At 33.3% G+C, this 26,303-nt stretch carries 16 protein-coding genes and 1 pseudogene; 1 reads left to right on the top strand and 16 read right to left on the bottom strand.

All coding sequences use genetic code 11. The annotated features are described in order from the left end of the window. Window positions 1–9: 9 nt before the first annotated feature. The 4 genes from OZP15_RS12195 to OZP15_RS12210 all read right to left on the bottom strand — a co-directional run bounded on the left by OZP15_RS12195 (window position 10) and on the right by OZP15_RS12210 (window position 5,585). Entirely contained in the window at window positions 10–1,926 is a 1,917-nt protein-coding gene (locus OZP15_RS12195) for a UvrD-helicase domain-containing protein (protein ID WP_269225717.1), read from the bottom strand. Further along, window positions 1,919–3,805: an ATP-dependent nuclease gene (locus OZP15_RS12200; RefSeq protein WP_281336243.1), complete on the bottom strand. Its 1,887-nt coding sequence runs from the start codon at window positions 3,803–3,805 to the stop codon at window positions 1,919–1,921. The genes OZP15_RS12195 and OZP15_RS12200 overlap by 8 nt, the downstream gene beginning before the upstream one ends. Before the next feature lie 170 nt (window positions 3,806–3,975). Continuing rightward, window positions 3,976–4,842: a lipase family protein gene (locus tag OZP15_RS12205; RefSeq protein ID WP_269225719.1), complete on the bottom strand. Its 867-nt coding sequence runs from the start codon at window positions 4,840–4,842 to the stop codon at window positions 3,976–3,978. Beyond that, the gene (locus tag OZP15_RS12210; RefSeq protein WP_281336244.1) at window positions 4,839–5,585 is read right to left on the bottom strand and encodes a hypothetical protein; all 747 of its coding nucleotides are present in this window, start codon (window positions 5,583–5,585) and stop codon (window positions 4,839–4,841) included. The genes OZP15_RS12205 and OZP15_RS12210 overlap by 4 nt, the downstream gene beginning before the upstream one ends. A gap of 134 nt (window positions 5,586–5,719) precedes the next feature. On the opposite strand from OZP15_RS12210, the gene OZP15_RS12215 reads away from it, so the two are divergent. Next, entirely contained in the window at window positions 5,720–6,229 is a 510-nt protein-coding gene (locus OZP15_RS12215; protein ID WP_269225721.1) for a hypothetical protein, read from the top strand. Between the two features lie 20 nt (window positions 6,230–6,249). On the opposite strand, the gene OZP15_RS12220 is transcribed toward OZP15_RS12215, so the two are convergent. The 12 genes and pseudogenes from OZP15_RS12220 to OZP15_RS12265 form a co-directional block, all read right to left on the bottom strand. Next, window positions 6,250–7,026 carry an IS1595 family transposase gene (locus OZP15_RS12220; protein WP_281336245.1) on the bottom strand — a complete coding sequence of 259 codons (777 nt, stop codon included), beginning with the start codon at window positions 7,024–7,026 and terminating at the stop codon, window positions 6,250–6,252. Between the two features lie 27 nt (window positions 7,027–7,053). Continuing rightward, window positions 7,054–7,209: pseudogene (locus OZP15_RS16295) on the bottom strand (transposase); the annotation flags it as partial. After that, window positions 7,187–8,386, bottom strand: coding sequence for a caspase family protein (locus OZP15_RS12225; RefSeq protein WP_281336246.1), 1,200 nt, complete (start codon window positions 8,384–8,386; stop codon window positions 7,187–7,189). The gene OZP15_RS12225 and the pseudogene OZP15_RS16295, both read right to left, overlap by 23 nt. Window positions 8,387–8,737: 351 nt before the next feature. Further along, window positions 8,738–9,169: a DDE-type integrase/transposase/recombinase gene (locus OZP15_RS16300; RefSeq protein WP_432419389.1), complete on the bottom strand. Its 432-nt coding sequence runs from the start codon at window positions 9,167–9,169 to the stop codon at window positions 8,738–8,740. Window positions 9,170–9,688: 519 nt separating this feature from the next. Further along, complete coding sequence (locus tag OZP15_RS12230; RefSeq protein WP_269225724.1) at window positions 9,689–9,856, bottom strand: hypothetical protein; 168 nt, start codon at window positions 9,854–9,856, stop codon at window positions 9,689–9,691. Between the two features lie 10 nt (window positions 9,857–9,866). Next, window positions 9,867–10,268 (bottom strand): hypothetical protein, encoded by a 402-nt coding sequence (locus OZP15_RS12235; RefSeq protein WP_281336247.1) that lies wholly within the window; start codon window positions 10,266–10,268, stop codon window positions 9,867–9,869. Window positions 10,269–10,279: 11 nt separating this feature from the next. After that, window positions 10,280–13,042 (bottom strand): hypothetical protein, encoded by a 2,763-nt coding sequence (locus OZP15_RS12240; protein WP_281336248.1) that lies wholly within the window; start codon window positions 13,040–13,042, stop codon window positions 10,280–10,282. A gap of 1,806 nt (window positions 13,043–14,848) precedes the next feature. Beyond that, a complete protein-coding gene (locus OZP15_RS12245) occupies window positions 14,849–16,441 on the bottom strand; it encodes a DUF5123 domain-containing protein (RefSeq protein ID WP_269225731.1) in 1,593 nt (530 codons plus the stop codon). 29 nt (window positions 16,442–16,470) lie between these two features. Then, window positions 16,471–18,492: a RagB/SusD family nutrient uptake outer membrane protein gene (locus OZP15_RS12250; protein ID WP_269225732.1), complete on the bottom strand. Its 2,022-nt coding sequence runs from the start codon at window positions 18,490–18,492 to the stop codon at window positions 16,471–16,473. A 10-nt stretch (window positions 18,493–18,502) separates the two neighbouring features. Further along, window positions 18,503–21,865: a SusC/RagA family TonB-linked outer membrane protein gene (locus OZP15_RS12255; RefSeq protein ID WP_281336249.1), complete on the bottom strand. Its 3,363-nt coding sequence runs from the start codon at window positions 21,863–21,865 to the stop codon at window positions 18,503–18,505. A 545-nt stretch (window positions 21,866–22,410) separates the two neighbouring features. After that, entirely contained in the window at window positions 22,411–23,988 is a 1,578-nt protein-coding gene (gene pelA, locus OZP15_RS12260) for a pectate lyase (RefSeq protein WP_269225737.1), read from the bottom strand. Window positions 23,989–24,042: 54 nt separating this feature from the next. Then, the gene (locus OZP15_RS12265) at window positions 24,043–26,232 is read right to left on the bottom strand and encodes a rhamnogalacturonan lyase family protein (protein WP_281336250.1); all 2,190 of its coding nucleotides are present in this window, start codon (window positions 26,230–26,232) and stop codon (window positions 24,043–24,045) included. Window positions 26,233–26,303 lie beyond the last annotated feature (71 nt).

Genomic DNA, 26,303 nt, shown 5'->3' on the forward strand with positions numbered 1-26,303 from the left:
ACATTATAATTAAATCCTAAGTATTGACCAATTATTATTACTTTCAAAATATTCTTTATGAGCTTCAGTGTATCTTTCTTTATGAACAGCTAAACATATAAAATGTGTCGCTCTAGACATTGCGACATATGCAAGCGGTAATCTTTTTCTAAAAGCGTCATTTGCTCTATACTTAATTTGTTGTTTCTCTGTTCCAATAATAAATTCTAAAATCTTACTGCTTATGTCAAAAATGCGATTGAAAGTTTCAAGATAAAGAGTTGCCGTATGTGTTTCACCTTTTACCCCATGGATTGTATCAAAATGAATTTTAACTCGCTGTCCATTCAAACTAAAATCATAAGTCTTATTTTCTGTCTTTTCAGTTATCAATCCAATTTGCCCATTAGCAAAAAAATCATTTAATTCATCATTTACTTCACCACCGAAGTAAGCAATCAAATCAGTAACAAAAGATTCAATTTCTTTTCTTAAAATCTCTGTTTCAGAAATAGATGTAATCCAATTTAAAATCCTATTATTCATTGTGGTTGAAAGACTTAAATCTTCAAGTGAATTCAAGTGTTCACACAAACTAAATGGTGTAAAATAAAAATTGGTTTTGGGGTTTCTAACTTTGGATAGTCGAAGACATTTACAAAAAATAGCCAATAATGTCTTTCTCAACTCTTTTACATTTTTACTCTTCAAAGATAATTGCTTGACATTTTCCAGAAAAGAGATAATATTAGAAAAATCCTTTTTATTATAACCGCGATTAAAATCATTCCAATATGAATTAATATTTAAACGCGATTCACTCAATCTTGCTCCAACTACTTTACAAGATTTTACATTATGAAGATTATTCTCGATAAGTAATTCACCGAATTTGTCTTTAACCTTTAAAATAGAATCGTCGTCAAAAAGAATAATGGTTGGTTTTAAAGGCAACTTGTTTTCCCATCCTGTCATTGCTTGAGGAGCCACGCAGATATTTTTTACCACTTCCACAATATTTTCAGATATTCTAGTAGTTTGTGTCAACTGTAATTCCAAATTTATATTTGGATTCCATTCATTTTGGCTATCAGAAGAAGTATAGTTGTAAATTGATTGGTTTTTATCACCAATTTTTTGAACTATTGCTGAAGTACCATCACATAAAAAGCTGATAAGCTCTGTTTGATGTGTTTCCATATCCTGCATTTCATCGATAAAAACCAGAGGAAATCTTTTACTGAATAATTCATTCAATGATCTATTATCTCTAAGATATTTAAAAGCCAGGGAATATGCCTCGTCATATTTAATAAAGCCATCCTTATAAAGCTTGTCTTTTACACTTTTAACTTTCTGATAATGAACTTCCATTTTTATTGGATTAATACCATTTATGAAAAAAGGTTTATCGTCATTAATTGTTCTGGAAACCTCAAAATTGACTTTGTTATATGATAAATATCCTATTTCATCAATTCCTTTGCTGCTTAAAAAAATAGATGTTCCACTGAGTGATTTAAATTTATTTATTTCCTTACAATAAGAATCAGCATCAATAATTGTCGGAGATGACTTAAATTCATTTTTATAAGCTGGAATTGCAAAGTATTTATCAACTACTGATTGAATTGTACCTAAATGATTTGGATAATTAAAATAAAAACTTGAATATGTTCCAAGCTTGCTTTTTATTTCTTCTACTGCGACATTCGTATGAGTGATTATACAAATACCTTGCTTGTAAGACTTAGGAAGTTTATTTGCTAAAATAATTAATTTAGCAGCCAGTGTGGTTGTTTTGCCACTGCCCGGACATGCTTGAATATCTGTATTTTCCCAAAATCGAATGATCCTTTTTTGGCCTTCATTAAATTCAAAACCAAAATAATTTTCAACGAAGGCAATGTCCTCATCAGTTATGTCTAAATTCTTGAAATCAAACATTTGCTATATATTTAATTGCATCAACTAAGTATTTTAAATTATCGTCTTTTAAAATCTCTTTCTTATCTATTTTTGAACTTGACAAAAATCTTGAAAATATTTGTGCGGCTACTGCTTTGGAAGCTAATTTACGCTCTAATGGAGAATAAATTTCTACTGCGATTTCAATATCAGTTTTACCTTCAGTTTTCCATCTGGTAAAATCCTTTTCTACTTTATCTTTAATTTGCTGAATAAAATCTTTTGTAATTTCTTCTTGTAAATCATTAGTCTTCAATGCGAGCAAAATTGATTTATGCATTAATGTTCTAAGACAACTTTTTGCTATCTCATATTCAAGTGTCCAAGTATTTGGAAGATAGACTTTTACATCACCACCTTCGTATTTAGCGATTTTCTTTTTAACTATTTCATTAATATCCGCTATTGTATATTCATCTTCCGTTTTACGATTATCACTTAGCAAGCTAACCTGTTCTATTTGTCCTGTTATACGTCTTTTAATTTCATATGTAAATTCCTTTGCTTCTTTTGGAGGTATATCTCGATCAGTAATACAAGAAACTCTTATTCCAACACCTGTACCATCACTTCTTTGGAATATTTTCGCATACCGCAAAAGTCCAGTACTTCCAACATTTACAATTGAAACACCATATTTATGTAGTGGGAAGCCAATATATTCAGCAAAAGTTGGAATAATTAAATTTTCAGCATCACCTTCAACTATTATCACTGCGTTTGCAAAAAACAAATTTGCTTTTGTATTATCTAAAAACCGCCTAAGAAATTCATAGTCATTACCTAATAATTTTGTTTGTCCTTTTCTCATTGAAAAAACATTACCTCCTTTACAAAGAATCAAATTATTAAGATCTACTTTTGACGCTAATGAGTTACTGTGTGTAGAAATTATTGTCTGGAATCCTAAACTTTCTGATTGTTTATTTAAAAAATCAATAAGATTTAATTGAGATTGAGGATGTAAATGAGCTTCAATTTCTTCAATCAAAGAAAGTTTTAGTCCTATATACCCGCTATCATTTTTTAATAATAGTAATTCAGTTGCAATGAACAATAAGTTATTTGAACCTAAACCTAAGTTTAATTCGTTTGTTTTTGAGAAACCTAATAATTCCAGTTTTTCAAGTATTCTGCCCAAATCATTTTGAGCAATTCCAAACTTTGATAATAAAGGGTTATTCAATAATGAAAATTCTTTTAAATAACTTAAGTTAATCGTGTCTGTTATTTGCTTGCCCTCTTTGTTTTCGAAGTAATCTGTTACTTCAAGATTTGCTTTATCCATTGTTATTTCTAATGGATGTTTTATATTTTCTTGCTTTTGAAAAATATCATGAGCAGCAAGAATCTGAGAAAGTCGAGAACCTTTTCTTGAAGCCAGCTCATATTCAGCATCTCGAAGCGGTTTTAAGTAAGTAACTTTTAATTTATTTTTGGCTTCACCACTAATCATACCACTTTCTTCATCCTCACCTGCTTTTATATCATAATATACTTCCGATAGAGAATTACTTTTAACCTTCCTTCTGCCAATTAATGTAAGTTTCAAATAATATTTATCTTCACTGATGGACAACCATTCTAAAAATGATGAAGCTTCCTCTGGAGATAGTTCATTAAATATACAAACTATTTTAAGTTCAGTAGCCCTTGTCGTTCCATCACTATAGAAATCATCTTTGGAAAGTCTAACCCAATCGTTACTGTGTGTACCTGTGACAAGTTTTATAGCATCAATAATGGTAGATTTTCCAGAGTCATTTTCACCTACAAGTAAATTTAAGCCCTTTTGAAATTCTATATCAGCTAAATTAAATTTTCTAAAATTTTCAATGTGGATACTTCCTAAATACATTTTACTTTTATTTTTATTATTGACAATTTCAAATAGACTCCATAAAGAAATGATAATAAAGCTTATAATTCTATTAAAAGCTTTATTAAAAATTAGGATATAAACTAATCAGTAAATCTGTTCTACTAATTTATAATTAAATTCAACCAATCTTACAAAAGAGAAATGTATTAAGATGTCAGAGCATTATATATTTCTTTTGCTACTGAAGCATCATTAAGATATCCAATGATGCCATGACGGTTTTTTGTTTTGTTTTTCACGTGGTTGGAATTTACAATGGAAGGAGTGATATTGAAATTCACTGTATCTAAGGAATTTAAAGCGACAAAATCTCGTTCATCATAAGCATTATACCATCCTCCCGTTACAGATGGTGGCATTTTAAGAGGTGTAGATAAATGGTTTTTAATAGAAAGCAGTCCCAGAGGCGAGCCGATAGTAATGTATTTCTTGATATTCTGGCCTGCCAATTCCTGCAGTACATTATACCCCACTACAGATCCTAGGGAATGCCCAACAAACACGGTTGGACCTTGTGGTATGGAATCTAAGATGAATTTATTAATTTGACTTTTTATGGCATCAATTGTTAAATAAACAAATACATCAAAAGTGCTTTTCTCAAGAGTAAAATCTCCAAATGGGCTGTGCGTATCTAAAGCCCTCATTATTGCCTGAATCCATTCCCAGTTCAATGGACCTTTTTCCCGTGTACCCACTATCAGGTCACCTATTTGCTTATCATCAATCTGTGCGTTGAGAGCCATTTCGCTTAATATTTCAAAATAGAAGGAAAGCTGCTTTTCCTCAATGCTGCCTTTTGCAATAACTCCAGCAATGGAATTCGGATTTCTGATATCTTTACTTAAAGCATCTAATAAATCACCATAAAAAGGAAATACAATATTAACATTCGCAGGAAGTTCTAAACCGTTTTTTGAAAGCCCCTCTTTTAAGGTATCAAGCCATTCTTTTTTTAATTCGGATGGGTTTTTTCCCTGTTGGTCGCGGCCATGGATTAATATCAAATTCATATCTGTGAGTCTTTAAGTTTTTGTTTAATCAATGTAGATCCTTCTGGTGTAAAAGTAGTCCATAATCCGGGTATCCTGAATTTGGATATCTCAATTAAAAATGGATCATAAAATTCCGGATTAATAGTAAGATAAGACCATCCTTGATTAAGCATAGGACAGAACGGTGAAGCATTCTCCAAAACCTGCTTATCAGGCTCCGGTGCAGAGAGTTCATTTAGCATTGCCACATCAAAAAGTACCGGTTCAGGCTCCCGTTTCATATAATCATAAATGGACTGCACATCTTCAAATTTACCCGCCTGACTGTAGGCATAGGCTGCATAAAGTCCAAGACTTGGATCTAGGTTCTTGTGCATTCTTAAATAACTCGCTGTATGAGTCAATTCCTCGATATTTTCAGAAATTCTAAATGTCCCTCCTTTTGACTTTGCAGCTATAATCGCTCGTCTTTCTTCTACATTATTGTTTATTTCATTAACCCCATTTACTGCGTTAAGACTCATTGAAGACGGGATGTAATTAACCGTTATAACTTCATCTTTATCAAAAACAACTGTGCCGATAAAACCTGGAAGTACCGCCAGAGGAAGTAAACAACCATTTGGTAGATCCAGAAAATAGGTTTTAAGGTTTATCCTAATTCTAATTTGTACTGCATCATTTTCCGAGAAAATTTGTACATCCTTTTTAAAATAATCGTTTTCTATAAATGGAATTCCAACAATAGTAAATCCAGTCAAAATGTCTTTACTAGATTTATTTAAAGCCTGCAAAATAGAGTCGTAAGCCGCCTTATCATTTTTTTTGGCACGTATCCCTTTAATGGATAGTTCGTTTTTATTTTGTATGTTTGTTTTAATCGTAATTTCTACTTATGGAAAAATTAAACTACAATGAAATATTAAATTTAACTTTATCTGTTTTACTTAAACAAACCTCTGATTCACATATTGAATATAATGACCTTTTTTCGAGAAATGCAGTTTTAATAAATTTATCAAATAGAGATAAACTTGCTGTTATTCAAAAATTAGTTAAAGATGGTTATGCTTCACGGTTTGAAACTATCGATAAAGATATTTTTAGATATTACATTACTGTTGAAGGCATTTTATTTATAAATTCTGATGGTTATATTTCCAAAGAAAATAAAGAACGTCAATTAAAACTTTGGCTTTACACAAAAAATGTATTATTAGTTTTAGGAACTGTTTCTGCCTTTATATTAGCCGTTTTCGAAATCAACGAAAAAATTCATCCCAAAGAAACTTTAATTGAATGCAGAATGCTATTATACCAACAACAATTCCCAAATAACACAATCCTAAAAGAATATAAATCGCCCATTCAGGGGCATTGTTCCAAGGTGTGTCGCCCAAAATAGAAAACATAAAAGCAGATAGACTACTCGTTCCCATACGCTATATTTTTAATTTGTTGAGAACTTTGGGCTTTCCAATGTTCTAATTCTTTTTCTTGAAATAGTGCGTTTTTTAGGAACTTTTCCAACTCATTTCCTTTGAAATTACGGTTGTTAAATTTCCATTCAAACTCAATTAAATAAAGGGGTAGATACTTTTTGCTAACAGATTTAAAACTTCCTTTGATTCCGTTTTTAACATAACTCCAAAAACCCTCTATTGTGTTGATATGCACTATTCCTTTGCTATATTGTTTTGAGTGAATTACAACAAGCCTCTCGATGTAGGTTTCTAATTCGTTGTAAGACCTGAATCCATCAGTCATCAAAATTGAGTTATCACTTTTGGCGTTTGACTTCAACATATATAGCAAATTTCTTTTGGTTAGTTTTTCAATAATCTTTGTTTTTACATTTCCTTGTCGCTGAACCATTCCCACGACCGAAACTTTATTTGTTCCTCGTCCTCTTTTTAATGTTGTTTGTGCTAAACTTACGTTGTCGTCTGAAATGGTATGGTTTTTTCGGGCTTTGCCTCCAAAATAGCTTTCATCCATTTCTATAATTCCGTTCAACTTTGTTTCTGGCATCAACATTCCTATCCTTACTCTCATACAGGCATAATAAGCCGTCTTATAAGTAACTCCAAGATTACGTTCTATTTCCTTTGCCGATATACTACTTTTTGCATTAAGCATCAAAGTAATAATCTGAAACCATTTAGGTAATTCCATTCGGGTTTCCTCGAATATCGTACCCACTATAACAGAAAATGACTTGTTACAGTTTTTGCAGGAGTACCGCCCCTGTTCGGATTTTATCGTTTTTACGTTGTTTGAGTCGCAAAAAGTGCATTTTACGTTTTTACCCCAACGTATCTGTTCCAGTAATTTCAAGCATTTTGCCTGTGTGTTATAATTTTTATTTACTTCTATTAAATTCATTACTTTTGCTTTTGTTTATAGTACTTAACATCAAATTACATTCCATTAAAGGGATACGTGCCTTTTTTTTTTGCACAGAATTGTCATCTGCCTGCGGCTCTTTTAAATCATTTTCTATGATTTCCTTATTAATTTGCTCTGTTTTTGTCCTTTGGGAATGTATGTTCGAATCCTCTGCATTATTTTCCAAAGCTTCCAAATCTACATCCTCTGTCTTTGGTATCTCGAAATCTTTATTTAAACCTTCAAAACTCCCAAAATCACCATCCAACCACTTACCGTTTTTTGTCATTTGAGTAGCAGACTTATGGGCAAACTCTACTTTTGGACTTTCAAGAAGTGAAAGATAAGACGGAAGGCGTGAAGTAACTTCAGCATCCGGTTTTTGGCTTAAGGTTACATTGATCTGCGCCGCAGAAATCGGTACAGCAGTGAACAAATATTCTGATAATTCATATGCAGGAATGATGGAAAATTTTGGACTATTAAGGAGTCCTGCTAACCCTAGAGAATCAAAGTCATAGTCCTTAATTATTTGTGGTACTTTTCCGTTGAGCCCTTTTAAAAGTTCTCTAGTATACAGACCACAATAGTTCTTTGTGGCTTCATCTGCCGTCACTTCAAAAGCAGGATCACCGGGAGCTGTAGCATATAATATATCAACATTTACTCTTGTACTACTAATAGCTGGATTGGGAAAAATAACTGATCCCGACATCTGAGAAAGTTGAGTATTACCGGGTGCTGAACGGCAGGCATCTGAAATAATCACCACATTGGGAATACCGCATCTGCGTGAAAGAAATCTTGAAGGCTGTACATTTACTGCTGCATTACTATCTTCAGGTGCTTCTGATAATAGCCATAATTCATCCATGGCACTTTTAAGAATACCATGTCCTGAAAAATATACGATCATCTGTTCATAAATCTTTTCATTTACAAAACCCGCAACTGCATCTCTAATCATTTTCACTGTGACAGGGCTGTCAGTATCAATTAAAAGAGATGTATCAAAACCTTGGGAAACGGCCCACTTGTTAAAATCTTCCGCTCCACTCACTGCGGCCGAAAGAACAGGCAATCCTCCCGTTTTGTTGACTCCAATTATTATTGCACACTTTTTCTTTTGGGGCATCATATAACTAAAAGGAAACGGAATATTTTGAAGTGCCATACTACTTAAATAAGATTAATTATGTTTAATCAGTCACTGTTTTTTTATATTGCTCAGAAATGATTTTACCAAACAGTTTGCAAAAGTTCATGCCTAATTATACGCACACAACGACAATCTGTCAAAAGAAACCGTTTCTATTACATCAAATATAGGAAAAAAGTCATATCAAAACAAGAATTTTCGTATTTTTACAAATACAGTATATCATAGAAATTTCTCGCCACCAGCAACATTTTTTTTAGTTTAGAACACCACTATAAATCATAACATTATTCGCTTTAAGATGCATTTGCCGAGGTTCTTTCGCATCTGTCATAATCAAATATAAGACTTTCAGTAATTTTAAAGTTAGTCTGCCAATTTACAGAATGATTTAAACATAGATATTCCTAGTATAACCATCTGATTCTTGGTTAGTATCTGTACAACTTCAATTCCACTCAATGTTCGTCTTGACGATTCAAAACTTTTAAAACCTAATCCGTTTTGTATGCGCCACTTGATAAAACGATAATCCTGTTCTACAATATTGTTGAGATATTTACACTGCCAGATTTTAATCTTTGAGAACGAACGCTTGTATAGACTTTGATAGCGGCAGTATTTAGAACCGCTTTTATCAATGTTTATTACTCTTGGTCGGCAGTTATTACTAATTGCTTTAATTACAAATGACTGAGCGCTCATTCTCTGTCTTATTCTGGTCAAAAGAAAGTCTACTGTATTACCTAATTTATCTACTGCTCTATATAAATAACACCAAATGCCTTTTAATATTATATTTAGTTCTCATCTAATCTCCAGCTCGCCCCCACTAGGCCTTTTCTCTTCTTCAACTCTGAACAAAGGTGTAAACTTATAAACCCAGCGCTAAATCGTAGCATGATCCACAAGAACTCCTCTAATTTTCATTATTTCTTCAACATCAAGGTAACTAAGTGTAAATCTTAATTTAAAACACTGCCTGAAAAATTATATGTTTTGGATAAAAATAACCTTTAGTATTCATTTTTTGATAGGTTTAAAATTATAAAGATAAAGTTATTCCCAAATGCGACAGGACTTTTATCATCCCATGCTAACATCAGCATTTTTTCAATTACGGTCCGAAAGTATTTGCCTAGAATCCTTTTTTATTGAATCTAAAGCAATGTTTGCTCTATCAATTTTCTCTTGTGACCAAATTGTAGGGTCAGCCCAATACTCTGCTTTTCCTAACAATCGTATGTAGAGGTCACTATCTAAGTCTCTAACTTTCTTTGCTGCGTCAATGCAAATCTTGCTCAAATCTTTGTTAGGTTATTCAACTTTCCTCATACACTCTTGCAGAAAAGTAGTTGTTTCATTTGCTCCTTCATAAACAGCTTCAACAGCTTCATATGATTTTGCCTTTTTTACCTCTTGTTTAGAGAATAGCTCCTTAACTTCTGTAAGTCCAAATTGAATCGTTTCTAACCAAAATGCCATAATATAGTATTTAAGGGGTTTGTGTATTATCGATTACTTCAACAACTGTATAGTTATTCTTTCCTATTGACTTAAAAGCATCATACCAAGCTTTCGTATTCGCATCAATCAATCCAATACATCCTTTTGTTCCAATTAAATTACCATCAGGATGAATACCTAATTCAGTTCTATCAGTGGAAAATTGTGGTGATAGTACCTGAAACCAACAGTTTTTTAAAGAATCACAAAACCCCTCGTTGTTTGGTTTTGGTAATAACATTTTGCCTTCAGCATGGTAAAGACCTGAAGGCAATTCTCCACGACCATAAGGACCAGATATTGCTCCAGATTGTAAACTTTTTTCAGTCCACTTAATTGTGCCGTAAGCCTTCTGATTTTCTATTCTTTCAATAATGAATTTGATTGCCATAATTGTTAGTTTTATTTTAGTTCGTTAAAAATGTTCAAAACATAGTTTCTGTAATATTGGAACGCATTTTCGTATTGTTCCCCTTCAATAAGTTTTACAGAAGGAATGATTAGTTCGTTGAATATTCTCTCATAAAATTCATTTTCCATTTTATTTATTTCAATTTGTTTGACTATTATCTCTGATAATGAGTAATATTCTTCTATAAGTTCAGGTCCATTTGGTAGTTCATACATGAAATTATCCCTGAAATTTCGAAGTACCTGTAATTCATAACAATCATCAGACAATTTCTTATGTTTTACAGATGCAGAAGAGAGGATGCACTTGGGGCCTGATATTTTTGGAGGCCATCCTGGGATGATTTTACCTAACGTATCATTAACTGCTGGGGCAGGAAAACCAGCAATAGTCAAAACACCTTTTGCAGCATCACCACCTAAATTAAACACTTCCGTTAGAGCTTTTGCGCAATCATCCAATGAGTAATTGAGGTTTTTTAAAATGGCTGTAGTGGCGTTATCCCCTAGACCATAGATACTATTTAGAAACTTACCAATTTCAACTGCAGAATATCCTAATTGTTTAAGTATTTCAGCACAACCTTGATCCGCAACCTTGAATAAATTTTGTAGTGTTTTACCAACTTCATTTATTAGATAACCTGCGTTTCGTAAGGCTAATGCTACTTCTTTCTCTGTCGCACCATATCCCTTCTGCAATGCTTCACCTACTTGCTCTGCTTGATATCCAACAGATTTCATTACCTCCGCAGCTTTGTCCATTGTTAAACTGAAATTCTCTTTTAATACTTCTCCAATTTCTTTGAATGCGTCTTCAATAAAAGTAATCATTTTCTCATAAGTTGCTTTCAGCCAAGCCAAAACGTTATCTGCCAATTTCTGAATTGCTTGCTTAATTTCTTCTTTCAATATTTCAACGATTTTTTTCAAATCAATTACTTCAACTTCTAGTTCACCTAAGTCAAAATTTACTCCAACAACCATAAAATGTAACCGCATTTTATTAGCGTATTTTCCATCTAAATATTTAGCACTAAACCCTCCCTCTAAAAATGTATCAAGTTTTATTGATCCTAATTTTCCTAAGTCAACTTTTAATCCTGATATTCCTGCATAAATATCTGTGCTAGCATCAAAATTGTTACCATTCAAATTAAGAGAAAGTTGGTTTTTTAAGATTCCACTAATTTCAGTTTTTACGCTTCCATTTATACCACTTTCTTTAACATCTCCAGTCACTTCTCCGGTTAAACCAAGGATTTCAATTTTTGTAGAAAATGATAAGTAAGAAGGATTGCCTGTTGAACTGAAAGAAAACTCCATTCCGCCTGGTTTAACCTTTGTCTGACCTTTGTATTTTTCTGGCGTTCCTTTTCCATTTCCTGTTATTTTTAATAAACCATTTTCGATATTGATAGGATCTGAAACCAATAACCCTTTACTTTCATTCGATGCATCTACCTGGATTTCCGTAAATGTTCTATGTCCAAACAAATTAGTGATTCCTGATAAACCAAAAATTGGCATGGCAGTTGTTCCATCAGGCTTAATTTCGCCTAGAGGAGTTTCGCACCAATGAAACATTAATTGTTCAATTGAAATTTTGTTCAAAAATGCAGGAAGTGATAAATCTTGATTAGTTAGTGCTTTTAAATATTCTTCGATTGTAAGTTTATCTAAATAAAGGAAAGCAAATTTTGGTGTAATCTTTCCAGGGATTGCATCGAAAACAAATTTATACTGGTTACTTTTTAAACCGCCAAATTCAGGAATGGCATGTTTTCCTACCATATTTGTAGGTGCGCTTGGCCCAATATAAAAACTACCTTCTGCACCAACATTAGCAATTGCACTGCTAATTCCTGCTGTCACAGTTAAAGAAGAAAGATGAATACCTGGATAACCAAATGGAGCGGAAATTTCTTGAGCAATTCTATCTAAATTGAACTTTCCTCTAATCCCGTCAGCAACGTAAGAAAAACCACCTAATACAGAAACTGGTGGTAAAGCAGGTAAAGCGATTTCAAACAACCCATCAATAGAAATCTGTACGGGGATAATTGGCTTTATAACAAGTTTAGGTTGTTTAATTTTAAATAAACTTTCAATGTCAATATCCTGTGGAAGTTTTAAACTAAAATCAACATCTATTTTGTTCCTCATATTCCATGACATAAAATAAGGACCTTCACCAATAATTGGTTGCAATGGTTTTATAATAAGACTAGCTATATCACCCGAGTTTTTCAAATCAATAAAGCCTGACAAGTTAATTCCGGGTTTAAGGTTAACTTCTTTATTATTATATTCAGGGAAAGTTTCAGAATTAATGATTGAGATTTCTTTCGTTGTTAAAATATATACCAAGTCATTTATTTCAATAAAATCCAATGGCTTTAATAAATCTCCAATTATGCCAGGAAGCTTCGATAATTTGTTTGGAGTCTTACTAAATTTACAAATTGCAACAATCTCAATCTCGTCATTAATAAGAATAAATTCTGCTTCAATTGATACAGATTCATTCTTAAAAAAAGTTTTCTTGAAAAGAAAATGTTTTGAAAATGCTTTTAATTTTAGCTTGTCCTCCGTTTCTAAGAGAATTGAAATATTCCCTAAGTCAAATGTGAAATCATTAAACAAATCTTGAATTTGACTAAAACTGTCTCCAAATTCATTTAAGGATAATTCTATAGAACCATTGTTAGCTTGCTTCTTTAACTCTAAAAATATTTCAGTTGATGTTGCCATTTTAAATTTTTTAGATTTTTCACTATCATTCTTACTATGCACTTCATTTGTTTTGCCTGCAGATAGCTACATATTGATGTGGCAAAATCTGACAAAGCTAACAAAAAACCAATCACTGATTAACAGTGTTTTAACAAAAATAAACAATGTTTTTATTACAAACATAAAATTCGTATTATTTTTTGGGTAATTTGAATTTATTTTAACCATTAGTTTTTTTTTCTTCAGTGTTTCGCTATATATCATACCTGATAAAACTCCACCATTTTGAAATCAGTAATCTTTTATAGATTTTTCAACAACATAATCTTTGTTATAAGACTTGTCTTTATGGCTTTCAAAACCCAAAACGCCTAGGTCATCAAACTATTAAAAAGCTTTCTTTCATCAAGACCAATAGCTATAGATTTGTTACACACGTATCTTTGATTTTGTAAAAGACTTTATCTTGCTGATTGCTGCTTATAGGAAATGGAAAGTCTGTAATAAAGTTTTTAATAGCGGTAATAGAATTGTTAAGAGCTTATTCAGCGGAAATTCCTTTAAAATTTCAACGAATTGATTTAGCAAAAAGCTGCCAAGGATCCAATTGGAAGTTGTTCATACATTGATTTTATATTATCTAAATTTTCATCTTCTCCTTTTTTAAGATTGCCATATTGTTATACTATATAATCATCAAGGATATATTTAGTTTGACAATACATCTCCGCAGATGATCCCCCTCCATCTCATCATGACCTGAAACTTTCATTAACATTATTTTTTAAAGTCTAATAAATATTTTTCTTCAAAGTGGAGATAATATATTCAAATTGTGACTGTTTACTTTAACTTCCATATTATACACAGATGCAAATGATTTTGTTAAGTTTTGTAATGTAATTAAGGGAGCAGTTAACATTTTTGTTGATGAGAGTAATCAACATGTACAATATTATTTTTTCCATACACATTATCAATTAAACCCTCAACAAATGGAATATATTGATTTTTCCAGTTTTCGTTTTACAAAACTAAACCAATAAGTGTAACATTACTGCTTCCAGCAAACTCCCTACAAACTTTCAAAAATTCTAAATACTTACCTTAATTGGCTAAGCATATAAAAATCAATACATAATACAAATAATACTCTGTAAATAAGCAACTTAAACACTTAATTAAGACTGTCAAAAAAAGTTAAAATTGGAATTAGGCGTTCAATTAAAGCACCATCAACTCCACTAAAATAGTTTAACTTCACATTTTTCCGAAATGGATAATAATTTCCTATTGTCTTACGATCATTAATAGTTAGAAATTAAAAGACAAAGTATTCCTTTTAAGGACATCTTTTATTCCTAATATTGGAAAATAAGTTTCACAAAACATCACAAAATAAAACAAAGAATCCCAGTTAAAATGTCATAAAACGGCATTTTAACTGGGATTCTTCTTTCTGTTTATTTAGCTTTATTTACATAGTTTGTTCCTTTTTGTACCATTATTGTACCATGAAAAAAATGGATATGCAAACAAAAACTACACATTAAGTTAAGCTACATTTTTTTAATCAAATTGGACATGCTAACTTAGCGATCACAGAAAGTTAAGAAATAATCTTAATTTTAACCTATGAAACAAGTCCGCAAAATTTATGACAAAGCTTTTAAAGAAAAAGCAGTGGATATGCAAACATTTAATCAACGATAACTTTAGAATATTAAATCCATTAAACCAAGAGAGGAAGCAAATTCATAAGAATCCACTCCCTCTCAAACCAAATTACTATTTTCTATTTATAAAATATATTTTCTAAATTGCCTAAAACCAACGAGGATCTCCAGCTACACCAGTTCCTGCGAAACCAATACCTGGCTTAATATGAAAATCTCCTTTAGTGGGATCTACAAAAAAGTCTGCTATAACAAGAGGAACAGTTGTAATACCTGTTATAGGTCTTGTTCCGTTATTTAGCACATCCTTCGTCAAGTAATTACCAGCATATGAAATACTGATATTACTGTAGGTACCACTAGTACTATTAAGGGCAGTTCCTCCATTTGGTCCAGCTATTATACAATTCTGGATGGAAACCTGTACAGGATTATTGTTATCAAAATTCCAAAGATGTCCCATAAACTTGGTAATATTTACACAAGTAATGTTTTTGAAATTAATTTTTGTTTTAACGCGAACATCCGCAAAACGGGTATCAATCTCGGTAAGGGTGCAATTAGAAACATTAATAGAATTGACAATACTACCAACACCTACATTAAACACACCATAATTTCCTGTTTGTGAAACCTTACAATCATTTACATTTATGTTGTTAATAACACTAACTCCACTCGCTCTTACAATAGAGTTTATTTGCGAAATCGTACATCCTTCAATTTGTATATCATTAACAGTTTTAACTGGCAAATCAATCAAGAAACTACTAGCTGAAGACGTAACCAAATTTTGCAACAAAATATTATTAATTTTATCTTGAACTCTGAACCTGGCATTGTTTAACACCGATGGATTACCGTTTTGATCTACTGAACCTACAAAAGCAATATTATTTACTCCAGTTGGGATAGTAATATCTCCACCTATTGTGTAGGTTGTTGCAGCATCAAACTCTACCGTAATATCTTTGGCTCCCGCTGTTACAAGACCTTTTATGGCTGTGCCAATACTTCCTGCTGTATCCGAAAGTAAAACTTTGTAAATGCTACTGTTAAATAAACCAGTTGTTTTAATATTTAGGGTTCCTCTATTATTATCAGCATTAAAAACTTTGACAATGTAATTTGACCCATTGGCTAAATTATCGATGGTTAACATACCTGAATCTTTTTGAGCTTGAGTCAAAACAATATTTTTTATTAATACAGATGCTTGGTCATACAAACTTATATTGGTTACCCTAGGTGAAATAGTCCATTTTAAACTGGCAGTAGTAGATGTAGCTGTATATCCTTTAAAAATCTGTTCTGCTGGGGTTTTAAAATAGACTTGACTATATTTAGATTCTAAACCTGTTATTTCGTCAATACTTTTCATCCTTACAGAATAACCTGTTGTTCCCTCAAGCTCATCAAATCTTTCGCGGTATTCTACTTTAGTCAAAGTAGTTGAATTGGCAAATGGTGTTAAAGTATCGGCTAAAACTTCAACAGTCTTCACAATGTTTTTAAACTCTAAACTATCTTTACTAAACTCAAAAACATACTTTGTAGCCGAAATTGATTTCGTGAATTTAAGTTCAACAGCTGAAGCTTCAACAGCCGAAGTTTCAAAAATAATAGATTTAAAAAGTCTATCGGTACTAGAATCCACTTCCCATTGGTTGTAATCTTTTTCACAACTAATTATAGTCATGATAAGTATTAAAACCTTAAAAACTAATAATTTATTTTTCATTATATTTAAAATTAAATTAATACTATTATTTAAAATCCGTAAGAATTACTTATCTGTCCTTTAGACTCAAAAATATCCTCATAATATATAGCAAAGAAATGTCTATAATTACAAGTACCATTGCCTTTAGTATATTGAGCAAGGCTAGCTTGAATTTCTGTACCATTACTCATTGTGCCTAAAAGACTTGAGTAATCATATGCCACATTTAATCCAGAACCAGCCAACAAAGTCTTAACTGGCCAATCAACATAATTTTTATTAGTACCTGTAAGAGGCTTTGCGGCACTCGTAGGAAACCAAGAAACGCTCTTATATTCAGGACCTGGACTAGCAGAAAGGTTTGTATAATAATTAAGTGAGCTTTTATCAATGTATTCTGCATCCTTAAATTTGTAATATACCGTTTTAGGAAAATCAGCTGCTTGATACGTTTTATCAAAAATATTTACTGCTTCTTTGTTATCAAACATTAGACAAAGCGTTTTTTTCATAGTTTCAATCTTTTCAGATAAAAGACCCCAACGAACTAAATCCTGTTTACGAATATTTTCACAACCAAACTCCCAAGCACGTTCGTTAACAATTGCATCAAAGAAATTAGCATCATATTCTTTTATTTTAGCAGATCCCACACCGAAAGCTCTTTCACGAACCTTTTCTAATGCTTGTCTTGCAGACATACCTGCAGCTGGATTTATAGCTTCGGGTCCATTTAGTGCATTTTCAGCTTCTGCATACATTAAATAAATATCTGAATAACGCATTAATATCCAATTGACACCAGTAGCAACACGTGAATTGGCTGTTTTATGCAATGCTAAATAAGAAGGGGACATCCAATAAATTCTCCATTTAGCAAAATTTACACTAAGCGGATCAGTTTTTACACCTTCAACATTATCTTTAGTGTAGTTCAACCAGCTTAAACTAACATCCCGACGCTTATCTTCTGGAGTAAACGAATAGAAATAGTAGGCATGTGAACCAACATAAGTACCACCAAAACCTCTAGACCCATATTTACTACCCCCAGCTACTTCATAGCCCATTAGTGATCCAATATCTCCACTGTTACCTAGACCAAATGCTACTTCAAATAAATTTTCATTAAAAGGATTTTGTTTTGCACCACAAACAGATTTCCATATATTCTCGTAATCCGGATCTAATTGGTGTGGATTTGCAGTACTTCCAAGTATTTCAGCTGTTTGTTGCGAAGCTATTTGATAATAGTCTCTCCAATTTTTAACCCTGCCTACAAAATAATTGCCATTTTCAGGCACATTAGGATTGTGTTCTAAATCTTTGCTAGGAAACAAATTCCCATCACGTAAAGACCAACCTCCAGCAAAAAGAGCCACTTTTGCCAAAAGTCCTTTGGCATACCCCTTTGTGATACGTTCTACAGTTGCATACTCTGCATCTGCTTTCAACCAAGGTAAATATCCTTGTGCTTCTGTTAGATCTTTAACTAAACTTGCATAAATAACATCTCTATCAATTTTACCAATATAAACATTTGATAAATCCGATTCAGAAGTTCCTTCCTTGTAAGGAACATCGCCCCAATAACGCACTAACTCAAAGTAAGCCAATGATCTCAAAACCAATGCTTCACCTAATAGTGGTTTCATTTTAGAAGCCTGACTTTCAAGAATAGGGGAATTTCTAATGCCATCAACTGAAGCTGAAGCTAATTCAGCCAGTTGGAATAAAGCCTGCCATTTTGTAGTTTGATTATAAGGATCACCATAAAAATTTCCTGCTCCTTGATCGCTCGTATTGGAGTTATACGCTCCTGTAGTAAATCCTTGATTACTTTCAATATCCGAAAAACCTTGCCAGTTAACGGATAATTTTTGTCCATAAATATTACTGTCCGTCATTTTTCCATAAACTCCCATTACTGCTGCTTTAGCCATTGAAGAGGTTTTAAAAACGGTTTCTGAACTCAATTTAGATGGTGATGATGTGTCTAAAAAATCATCTTGACAGGAGACACAAACCAATAGGAAAATAAAGCTAAAATTGTATAATAGTTTTTTCATGTCTTTTTTATTAAAATGTTACATTAACTCCAAAAAGGAATGTTTTTGCTTTTGGATAAGCAGACCAATCTACTCCTGGCGTTAATGGGGTATTGCGAATACCATCCACCTCTGGATCTTGGCCTGAATATTTAGTCCAAATCATTAAATTATTTGCTCCAACGTAACAACGTACTTTTTGTACAAAGCCATTTTTTGCAATAGTATCAGGTAATGTATAACCCATTGTTAAATTACCAAATCTCAAAAATGAACCATCTTCTATTGCCCAATCTGTTACAATAGTTGAATTAGAAAGAGGATGCCATAAACTTTTTCCTTGATTAATTTCCTGCAAACGTTGAGGATTTGCGTTATCGCCAAACATAATATTATATCCTGTAACTGGATCAATTGTAGTAAATCGATCTTCTATACTCATTACCGAACTCATGTTTTGATATCTTTTGGAACCACTAAAAGTAGTGTTGTCTATTCTATTGGCATTATAAATATCATTGCCAAAAGACCAATTGAACATAGCTGTTAAATCGAAACCTTTGTAGCCTGTGCTGAAAGAAAATCCTCCTACATGTTTAGGTTGTGCTCTCCCTATTACTTTTCTGTCTTTATCGGCTGAAATTACAGTAGTGCCATCATCGGATAATTTTTTAAGTTTCATGTGACCTGGTCCAAAATAATTACCAGATGTTGGAAGTACTTTTGAGACATCAACAACACCTGGATTTAGAATCCATTTTTTTTGTGTATTATCATAAGTAAAGTCATCAAATGTGTAATATCCATCAGAAACATATCCGTACATTAATCCAACTGGCTGCCCTACAATTGCTCTGTAGTCATCTTTTCCAATTAAAGCTCCCCAATTTGAAGAAACAATCATTTCACTGGAACCATCTAATTCCTTTACTATATTTTTGTTGAAGGCTATATTGAAATTAGCTGATAAATAAAATTGATCGTTTTTAATAATATCTCCAGACACAGCAATCTCTAAACCTTTGTTTGAAGTTCTTCCTATATTTTGATATTGAGTATCGTATCCTGAATTTGAAGGTAAAGCAACTCCTAAAATTAAATCTTTAACATCATTTTGATATATATCAGCTGTTACCCTTAAACGTTGATTAAAAAAACCTAAATCAAGTCCTAAATTTGCAGACACTGTAGTTTCCCATGTTAAATTTTCATTTTTCAAGACCGAAGATGTAACAAGTGCGCTTTGCGGTTGTTCATTTATATAATACAAACTTCTGCTTGTAGATTGAAACCCATACTCCTGTCTCCAATAAGATCCAACTCTTGCGTTACCTACTTCACCATAGCTCAAACGTAATTTAGTATCTGACAGCCAATTCTTTGTTGATTTCATAAATGATTCATCCGATATCCTCCATGCCACTGCTGCACCTGGAAAGAACCCTGTACGGTTTTCTGGAGCAAATACATTTTTTGAATCGGATCTAGCTGTTAAAGTTAAAATGTAACGATTATGAAATGTGTAATTAGCACGTCCAAATAAAGATGAAGTTCTTGAAGGCTCGTATATAGTGGTATAAGTTGGTGATGGCGTACCATAATTCCACATTGCTAAAACATCTTTTGCAGTAAAATCTATGGGATAAAACTTGGATTCGCTACGCATCTCATTTGCTTGAGAATTGTTCATTTCTTGTCCTGCCATTAAATCCAACTTATGAATTTTGCTATTAAAATTTGTATTATAAGAAACTGTATTTTGAATAGACCAGTTGTAGCTTTTTGAATCTGTACGTCTAGCTACAGGCTGTCCACCATTGGCACTGGCTTCTCCTGTTTTATTTAGCCAAATATTATCAGTAAAGTCTTTATTTGTACCGAAGCTTCCTTTAGAAGAAACCGTTAAACTTTTTATAGGCTTCCAAGTTAATCCCGCATTGAATGTAGCATTAAACTTATTCTGATCTTTATATTCGTTAGTAATATTATAAACAGGATCATTTAATGAACTTAAAGCCTCGGCTGAAGTTATATCATCTGCTCCTCCTAAAGTATTACCTGGCTGACTGGTTAAGCTATAAACTGGAGCATACTTAATTCCTTCTCTAAGTTTACTTCCAGAAGAAACACTAGGTCCTGTAATAACTGTGTTTGAAATTCTTGTATTGAAATCAAATGATAATTTGGGGCTTATTTTTTTATTCAAATTAAAACTTAAATAATCTCTTTTATAAGCTGAATTTAGCATAATATAATCTTCATTGTCGTGAGTATAATTAAGCTTGTATTTCAGTGTGGATTCCCCACCTGTTAAGCCGAAATCAACATGAGTTTGAATTCCTGTATTACCATACAGTTTTTCCTGCCAATCTGTACCTTTTTTAGATTTATAAACATCAACATCATCCCAAGCTCCATAGGTACTGTAAAAAGCAGACCCTGTAAGACTTGCTCCTGGATCTAGCTCTTTTTGAAAATAGACAAAATCATACGGAGACAATACTTCTGTTAAATTGTAAGTGTTTTTTATACCTGAATAGGCATTAACATTGATTTCTGTTTTACCTGATTTTCCTGATTTAGTTGTAACAAGAACAACTCCATTTGCACCTTGAGCACCATAAATTGCTGTAGAAGAAGCATCTTTAAGAACATCCATAGATTCAATATCACCTGGAGCGATATCATTTATGTTACTTACTGGAAATCCATCAACTATAAATAATGGTGAGTTATCTTGAGTTATAGATCCTCCTCCTCTTACACGTATCTTAATCGGTGCGTCTGGAGAACCGTCTGCAATGGTTACATTAACACCAGCCATACGTCCTGCAATTGCTTGTAAAGCAGATGTTGCTGGAATATCTTTTAAGTCTTTCATACTCACAGACGACACTGATCCTGTTAAATCTTTTCGTCTAGCGGTGCCATACCCAATTACAACTATTTCATTCAAATCGGTAGTTAGGTCTTTCATTTTAACAGTAATAGTCTGTTTTCCATTAACACTAATTTCCTGTGTTTCCATACCTATAAAAGAGAATACTAAAGTACCATTTTCAGGTACTCCTGCAATTTTATAACTACCGTCTAAATCTGTTGAGGTACTTTTTTTAACGCCCTTAACTACAACAGAAACACCTGGTATTCCAAGTCCCTTTTCATCGACAACTTTTCCAGAAACAGTTATTTCTCCTTCTACTAATGAAGAACTAATACTTACAGCTGCAGAATTTTGCAGATTTAAATTTCTTCCATTTGATGACTTCAGATTTGTTTTCCCTGAAACAGATAGCGAAAACATCAAAACGAAAGAAATATACATAGAGGCTTTTGTTTTCTTTTCTAATGCTTCAAATAAGCCAAAGTCACTCCTTGACAAATAATTTTTCATACATTTTTTTTAATTGGTTAATTTTTGCTTTAAAGACAAGTACATTCATTTTTACTTAATCTTGTTTTTTGGTTAGTTTGTTAATTAGATCATCATTTTTTTGTCTGTTTTTTTGTCTGTTTTTTTGTCTGTTTTTTTGTCTGTTTTTTTGTCTGTTTTTTTATCATTTACATAAATTATTTTATGCAGACAAATCTATTGTTTGATTATACTATGGCTGGGGGTAAATCACAATAAACGAGGGGGTAAATCACAAACACTTACAATCACTAATGTTATGCGTTATAGCTAATAAATCTGTCGAATAAATTATTTGTTTTGGAGTACGTTTTCTATGCTCTTATTTGATAAAAACATCAATGATAGCAATAAAAAAACACCCAAAACTAAAATTTAAGTTTTGAGTGTTTTTCATATATTTTTGATTTATCAACTATCGCTTTAAATAATATGTTTTAGTATGATAATTAATGGTATTGCAAATAATCAAATTAACACTACCTATCAATTTAGTATAATCAAGGATTTTTAGAACGGCTATAGTGCTACAATCCGTTTTTGGATTTCCATGCAGTATATTCTGAACCAATTAAACCTGAAGGCCATGCACCGTACCACGCATATCCAGATCTTCTTTCGATATCATTTACTTCTGCCAATGTGGCTTTTTTTACCCCATCTCTTCCACAGAAAAAAGGAAGATTCGTATTCAAATCATAAAATCTAGCCCAAATGGTGGTTCCTGATGTAGCATAAACTACTACATCAAAACCGTTAGGACTACTAGCATCAGGAACTTTTTTGGTAGAAATGTTTAATAATTTTGCACTATTAAACCAATCCACAGCATTTTTCACAGCTTGTTTTACCTCCGCTGAAGGGCTTTCGACCAACATTAGGGTTCTCGCAATTCCAACGGATTCAGAGCCACTTAAGGAAGGTAACTCATAAGCTCTTGCCGTTGCAGCCAATAAAGTTATTTCATCGTGTTGTGCGCACCAAACCGTTTTTTTACCGTTAACTGTAATTTGAGTTTTCAACATGACGTCAATTCCTTTATTGAAAGCGGTTGTCGCTCTGGCTTTGTAAGATGGTTTGACCAATTCCAAATTATTTTTACCCTTTGAAATGTCCCACATCACGTTCATTACTTTAACCATAGCATCATCATTGTAGGTAATTTGATGTCTATAGCCGCTTTTGTCTGGATAATATTGCGGCCAACCCCCATTGTCATATTGAGCGGTAAAGAGATAATCAATTGCTTTTTCTGCCGCTACCAAATAATTAGGATTGTTGGTCGATTTGTAATCCGTGAGTAAATCTCGAAGCTCTTGAGTTACGTGACTGTTATCAATTGAAGTGTCGAGATTGTTTTTAGTGCTTGCTGCCACAGCTTTTTCTGCATCGGTTTGCTCCCGATTGTATTGAGAAAAATCAGAAACTGTTTTTGACCAACCGCCATTACTTCTTTGCCATATCAACATACTTTCGGATCTTACTTTAGTAGCATATACTGCTGTTACTCCAGAAATCGTAAGCTGCATTTGTCCTATTTTTCCACTACCGTCATTGGCAGTAGCTGTAACGGTAACTGTACCGTTCAATTTTGGTATCAAAAGCCCATCTGCTGAAATAGTTGCAATACTTGAGGAAACATCCCAAGTAACTGTTTTATTCGTTGCATCAGCGGGCAATACAGCTAATGAAAGCTGTTGTGATTGCCCATTAGTGTTGTTTGTTGTACCACTAATAGTAATGTTTGATACAAGAATAACTTTTGCTTTTACTCCTGAAATGCTGATGGTAGATTCTTTTGAAACACCCGAGCCATCTTTTGCCGTGGCGGTTACAATTACGCTGCCATTTTGAAAGGGAGTCAAAAGTCCTGTATCTGAAATTGTGGCTATTGTGGCATCGGATACGCTCCAAATAACTGCTTTATTTTCAGCAGTACTTGGTAGCACAGAAACAATCAATTGTCTCGGAACTCCATCAGTGATGGCATTTGCATTTAAGATCGTAATGGATTTTATGCTATTGTCAATAAGTTCTTTATCGGAGCTACAGGCCGATAAAAACAGGAAACCGACAAAAACGGCAATTAATTTTAAATGTTTCATAATAAATTTAGTTTTATTAATAGTTAGTTAGTTTAAATTTGAATTACACGAATTTTATTCCTTAATCAATTTAATAGATGAAGTTCCTTTTTCTGATTTTACAGTAATAATATATAAACCTAATGCTGTGGATATTTGTCCAACTTCAACCTGATTTTCTCCTTTTCCAGATCCTACTTCTGAACCTAAAGTGTTGTGAATAGTGTAAGTAAACTGTCCTTCCGCTTTAATTGTAAAAGTTTGACTGGTAGGATTCGGATAGAGAATAGCGTTAGCTGAAGATTTTGAATTTGAAAAATCTTGGTTCGATAAATTTGCACCTGCAGTAACTACATTTGGTTTTGTTTGGGCATCCATATCTACTCCCAAATAAAAACTTGGATGAGGCGGTTGGTTGTAAGCAGAGTTTTGCCAAGCAATAGCAGTTCTGTATTGTGTATCGTGCATTAAAGTGTATAATTTATGGGTAGTAGGAATATTGGTCGTGTAAATTCGGATAGAAGTATTGTCGTCCTTTCGGAAGATAACTTCTTCTCTCCAATCTCCAAAGAGGTCGGCACTCAAGCTAGGGGTTGCTTTGGTGGTGTTGTTTGAAGAATACCCAGTCGCAGTTAACATATTACTAGTTCTGCCATTTATGTAATCCCATTTGTCTATTTTGTTTGAATCTAATAATTCTCTATTCAAATCAGCATCCCACCAAATTGAAAAATTCTGCGTAGGCTTTTTATTGCTGATAAGGTTTCCTTTACAGTCCATTAAATAGTTTGTTGTAGTAGTAACGCCAGCAGCATCCTTTACACCAGCGCTACCAAAACATTCATATCCTTTGTAGCGTGGGTCAATATCTGCTGCATTGCAACGACCTACATCTGTATTTGCGGGTATGCCCCAAATTGTTGCTCCTGTTTGGGCGTCTAAGAAAACCAGACCATTCGTTTTGTATTTAGCAGGTTCTTCCAGACATTGCCATATTTCTTGTCCAGGACGATCCGGATCCATATCACTCATATGTAACGCATCTCCATGACCCAAGGTGTTGGCAAATAATTTTGTACCATCGTCATTAATACCGCTCGAGCCATTGAATATCTCGTCTTTGCCGTCTCCATCTACATCACCTACTGTCATTTGATGATTTCCCATACCTGCATAAGTCGAATTCCCTGAAGTACTGCTGTCAAAAATCCATCTTTGGGAAAGGGTATTGTTTCGCCAATCCCAAGCAACGCGTACCAATCTGGTGTAATAGCCACGACCCATTACTAGACTAGGTTTTGACCCGTCAAGATAAGCGATGGCAGCAACAAAACGTTCCGAACGACCACCATAACTATCACCCCAAGAGGATACCGTTCCGCGTGCAGGCAAATAATTAGTTGAAGCCATTGCTTTTCCCGTTAGTCCGTTAAAAACAGTCAAAAATTCAGGACCTGATATGACAGCTCCATAAGGGCTTCCAGATGTAGTTGTACTGCCAGTAGCGTTTCTGTAATCTGCTGATGCATCGCCAATAACTATCCCAGCTCCATCTATGGATCCATCTGCTGTTCTGCAAGCCATTTCAGCTTTACCGTCCGAATCCAGATCGTACACCATAAATTGGGTGTAATGTGCACCAGCACGGATATTTTTTCCCAAGTCAATTCTCCATAGACGAGTTCCGTCCAACCGGTAGCAATCGATATAGACATTGCCCGTAAAGCCAGGTTGGGAATTGTCTTTTGAGTTGGATGGATCCCATTTTACGAAGATTTCATATTGTCCATCACCATCTACGTCACCCACGCTGCAATCATTTACGCTATAGGTGTAAGATCCACTTACGTTGGTTCCTCCAGGGGGTACTTGCATAGCTATGTCCAAATACTGGTTGGTCCATACTGTGGCAGTTTCTGATTCAGGTTGTTCGACTCCATTAATAATTGCACGAATAGTATAAGCTCCATTAGTATTGATGTTGTGAGTAAAATTGGTGCTTGTTATAAAAGGACTTCCTGTTACTTTTACTCCGTCACAATATAAATTATAACTTACATCGGTGGGTTCAGTTCCCAGCATTCTCCATCCAACATAGACTTGATTAGTATTTAAGCGTATGACTACTAAACCACGATTGAGCTTTTCAACAGTTCGCTGAGCTTGCATCTGAGTTGTAATTCCTAATAGGAACAATAGAATAATTGATATTTTTTTGAGTGAATTCTGGGTAGTTTTTTTCTGTTTTTTTAGTTCTGAATACATAATTGTCGGTTTATTGGTCATAAATTAAAAGTGGCTAGTTAATTTGTTGTCTGTGCTGATTCATTCATTTT

Origin of the sequence: Flavobacterium eburneipallidum (assembly GCF_027111355.2) — a bacterium.
Classification (GTDB): Bacteria; Bacteroidota; Bacteroidia; order Flavobacteriales; family Flavobacteriaceae; genus Flavobacterium; species Flavobacterium eburneipallidum.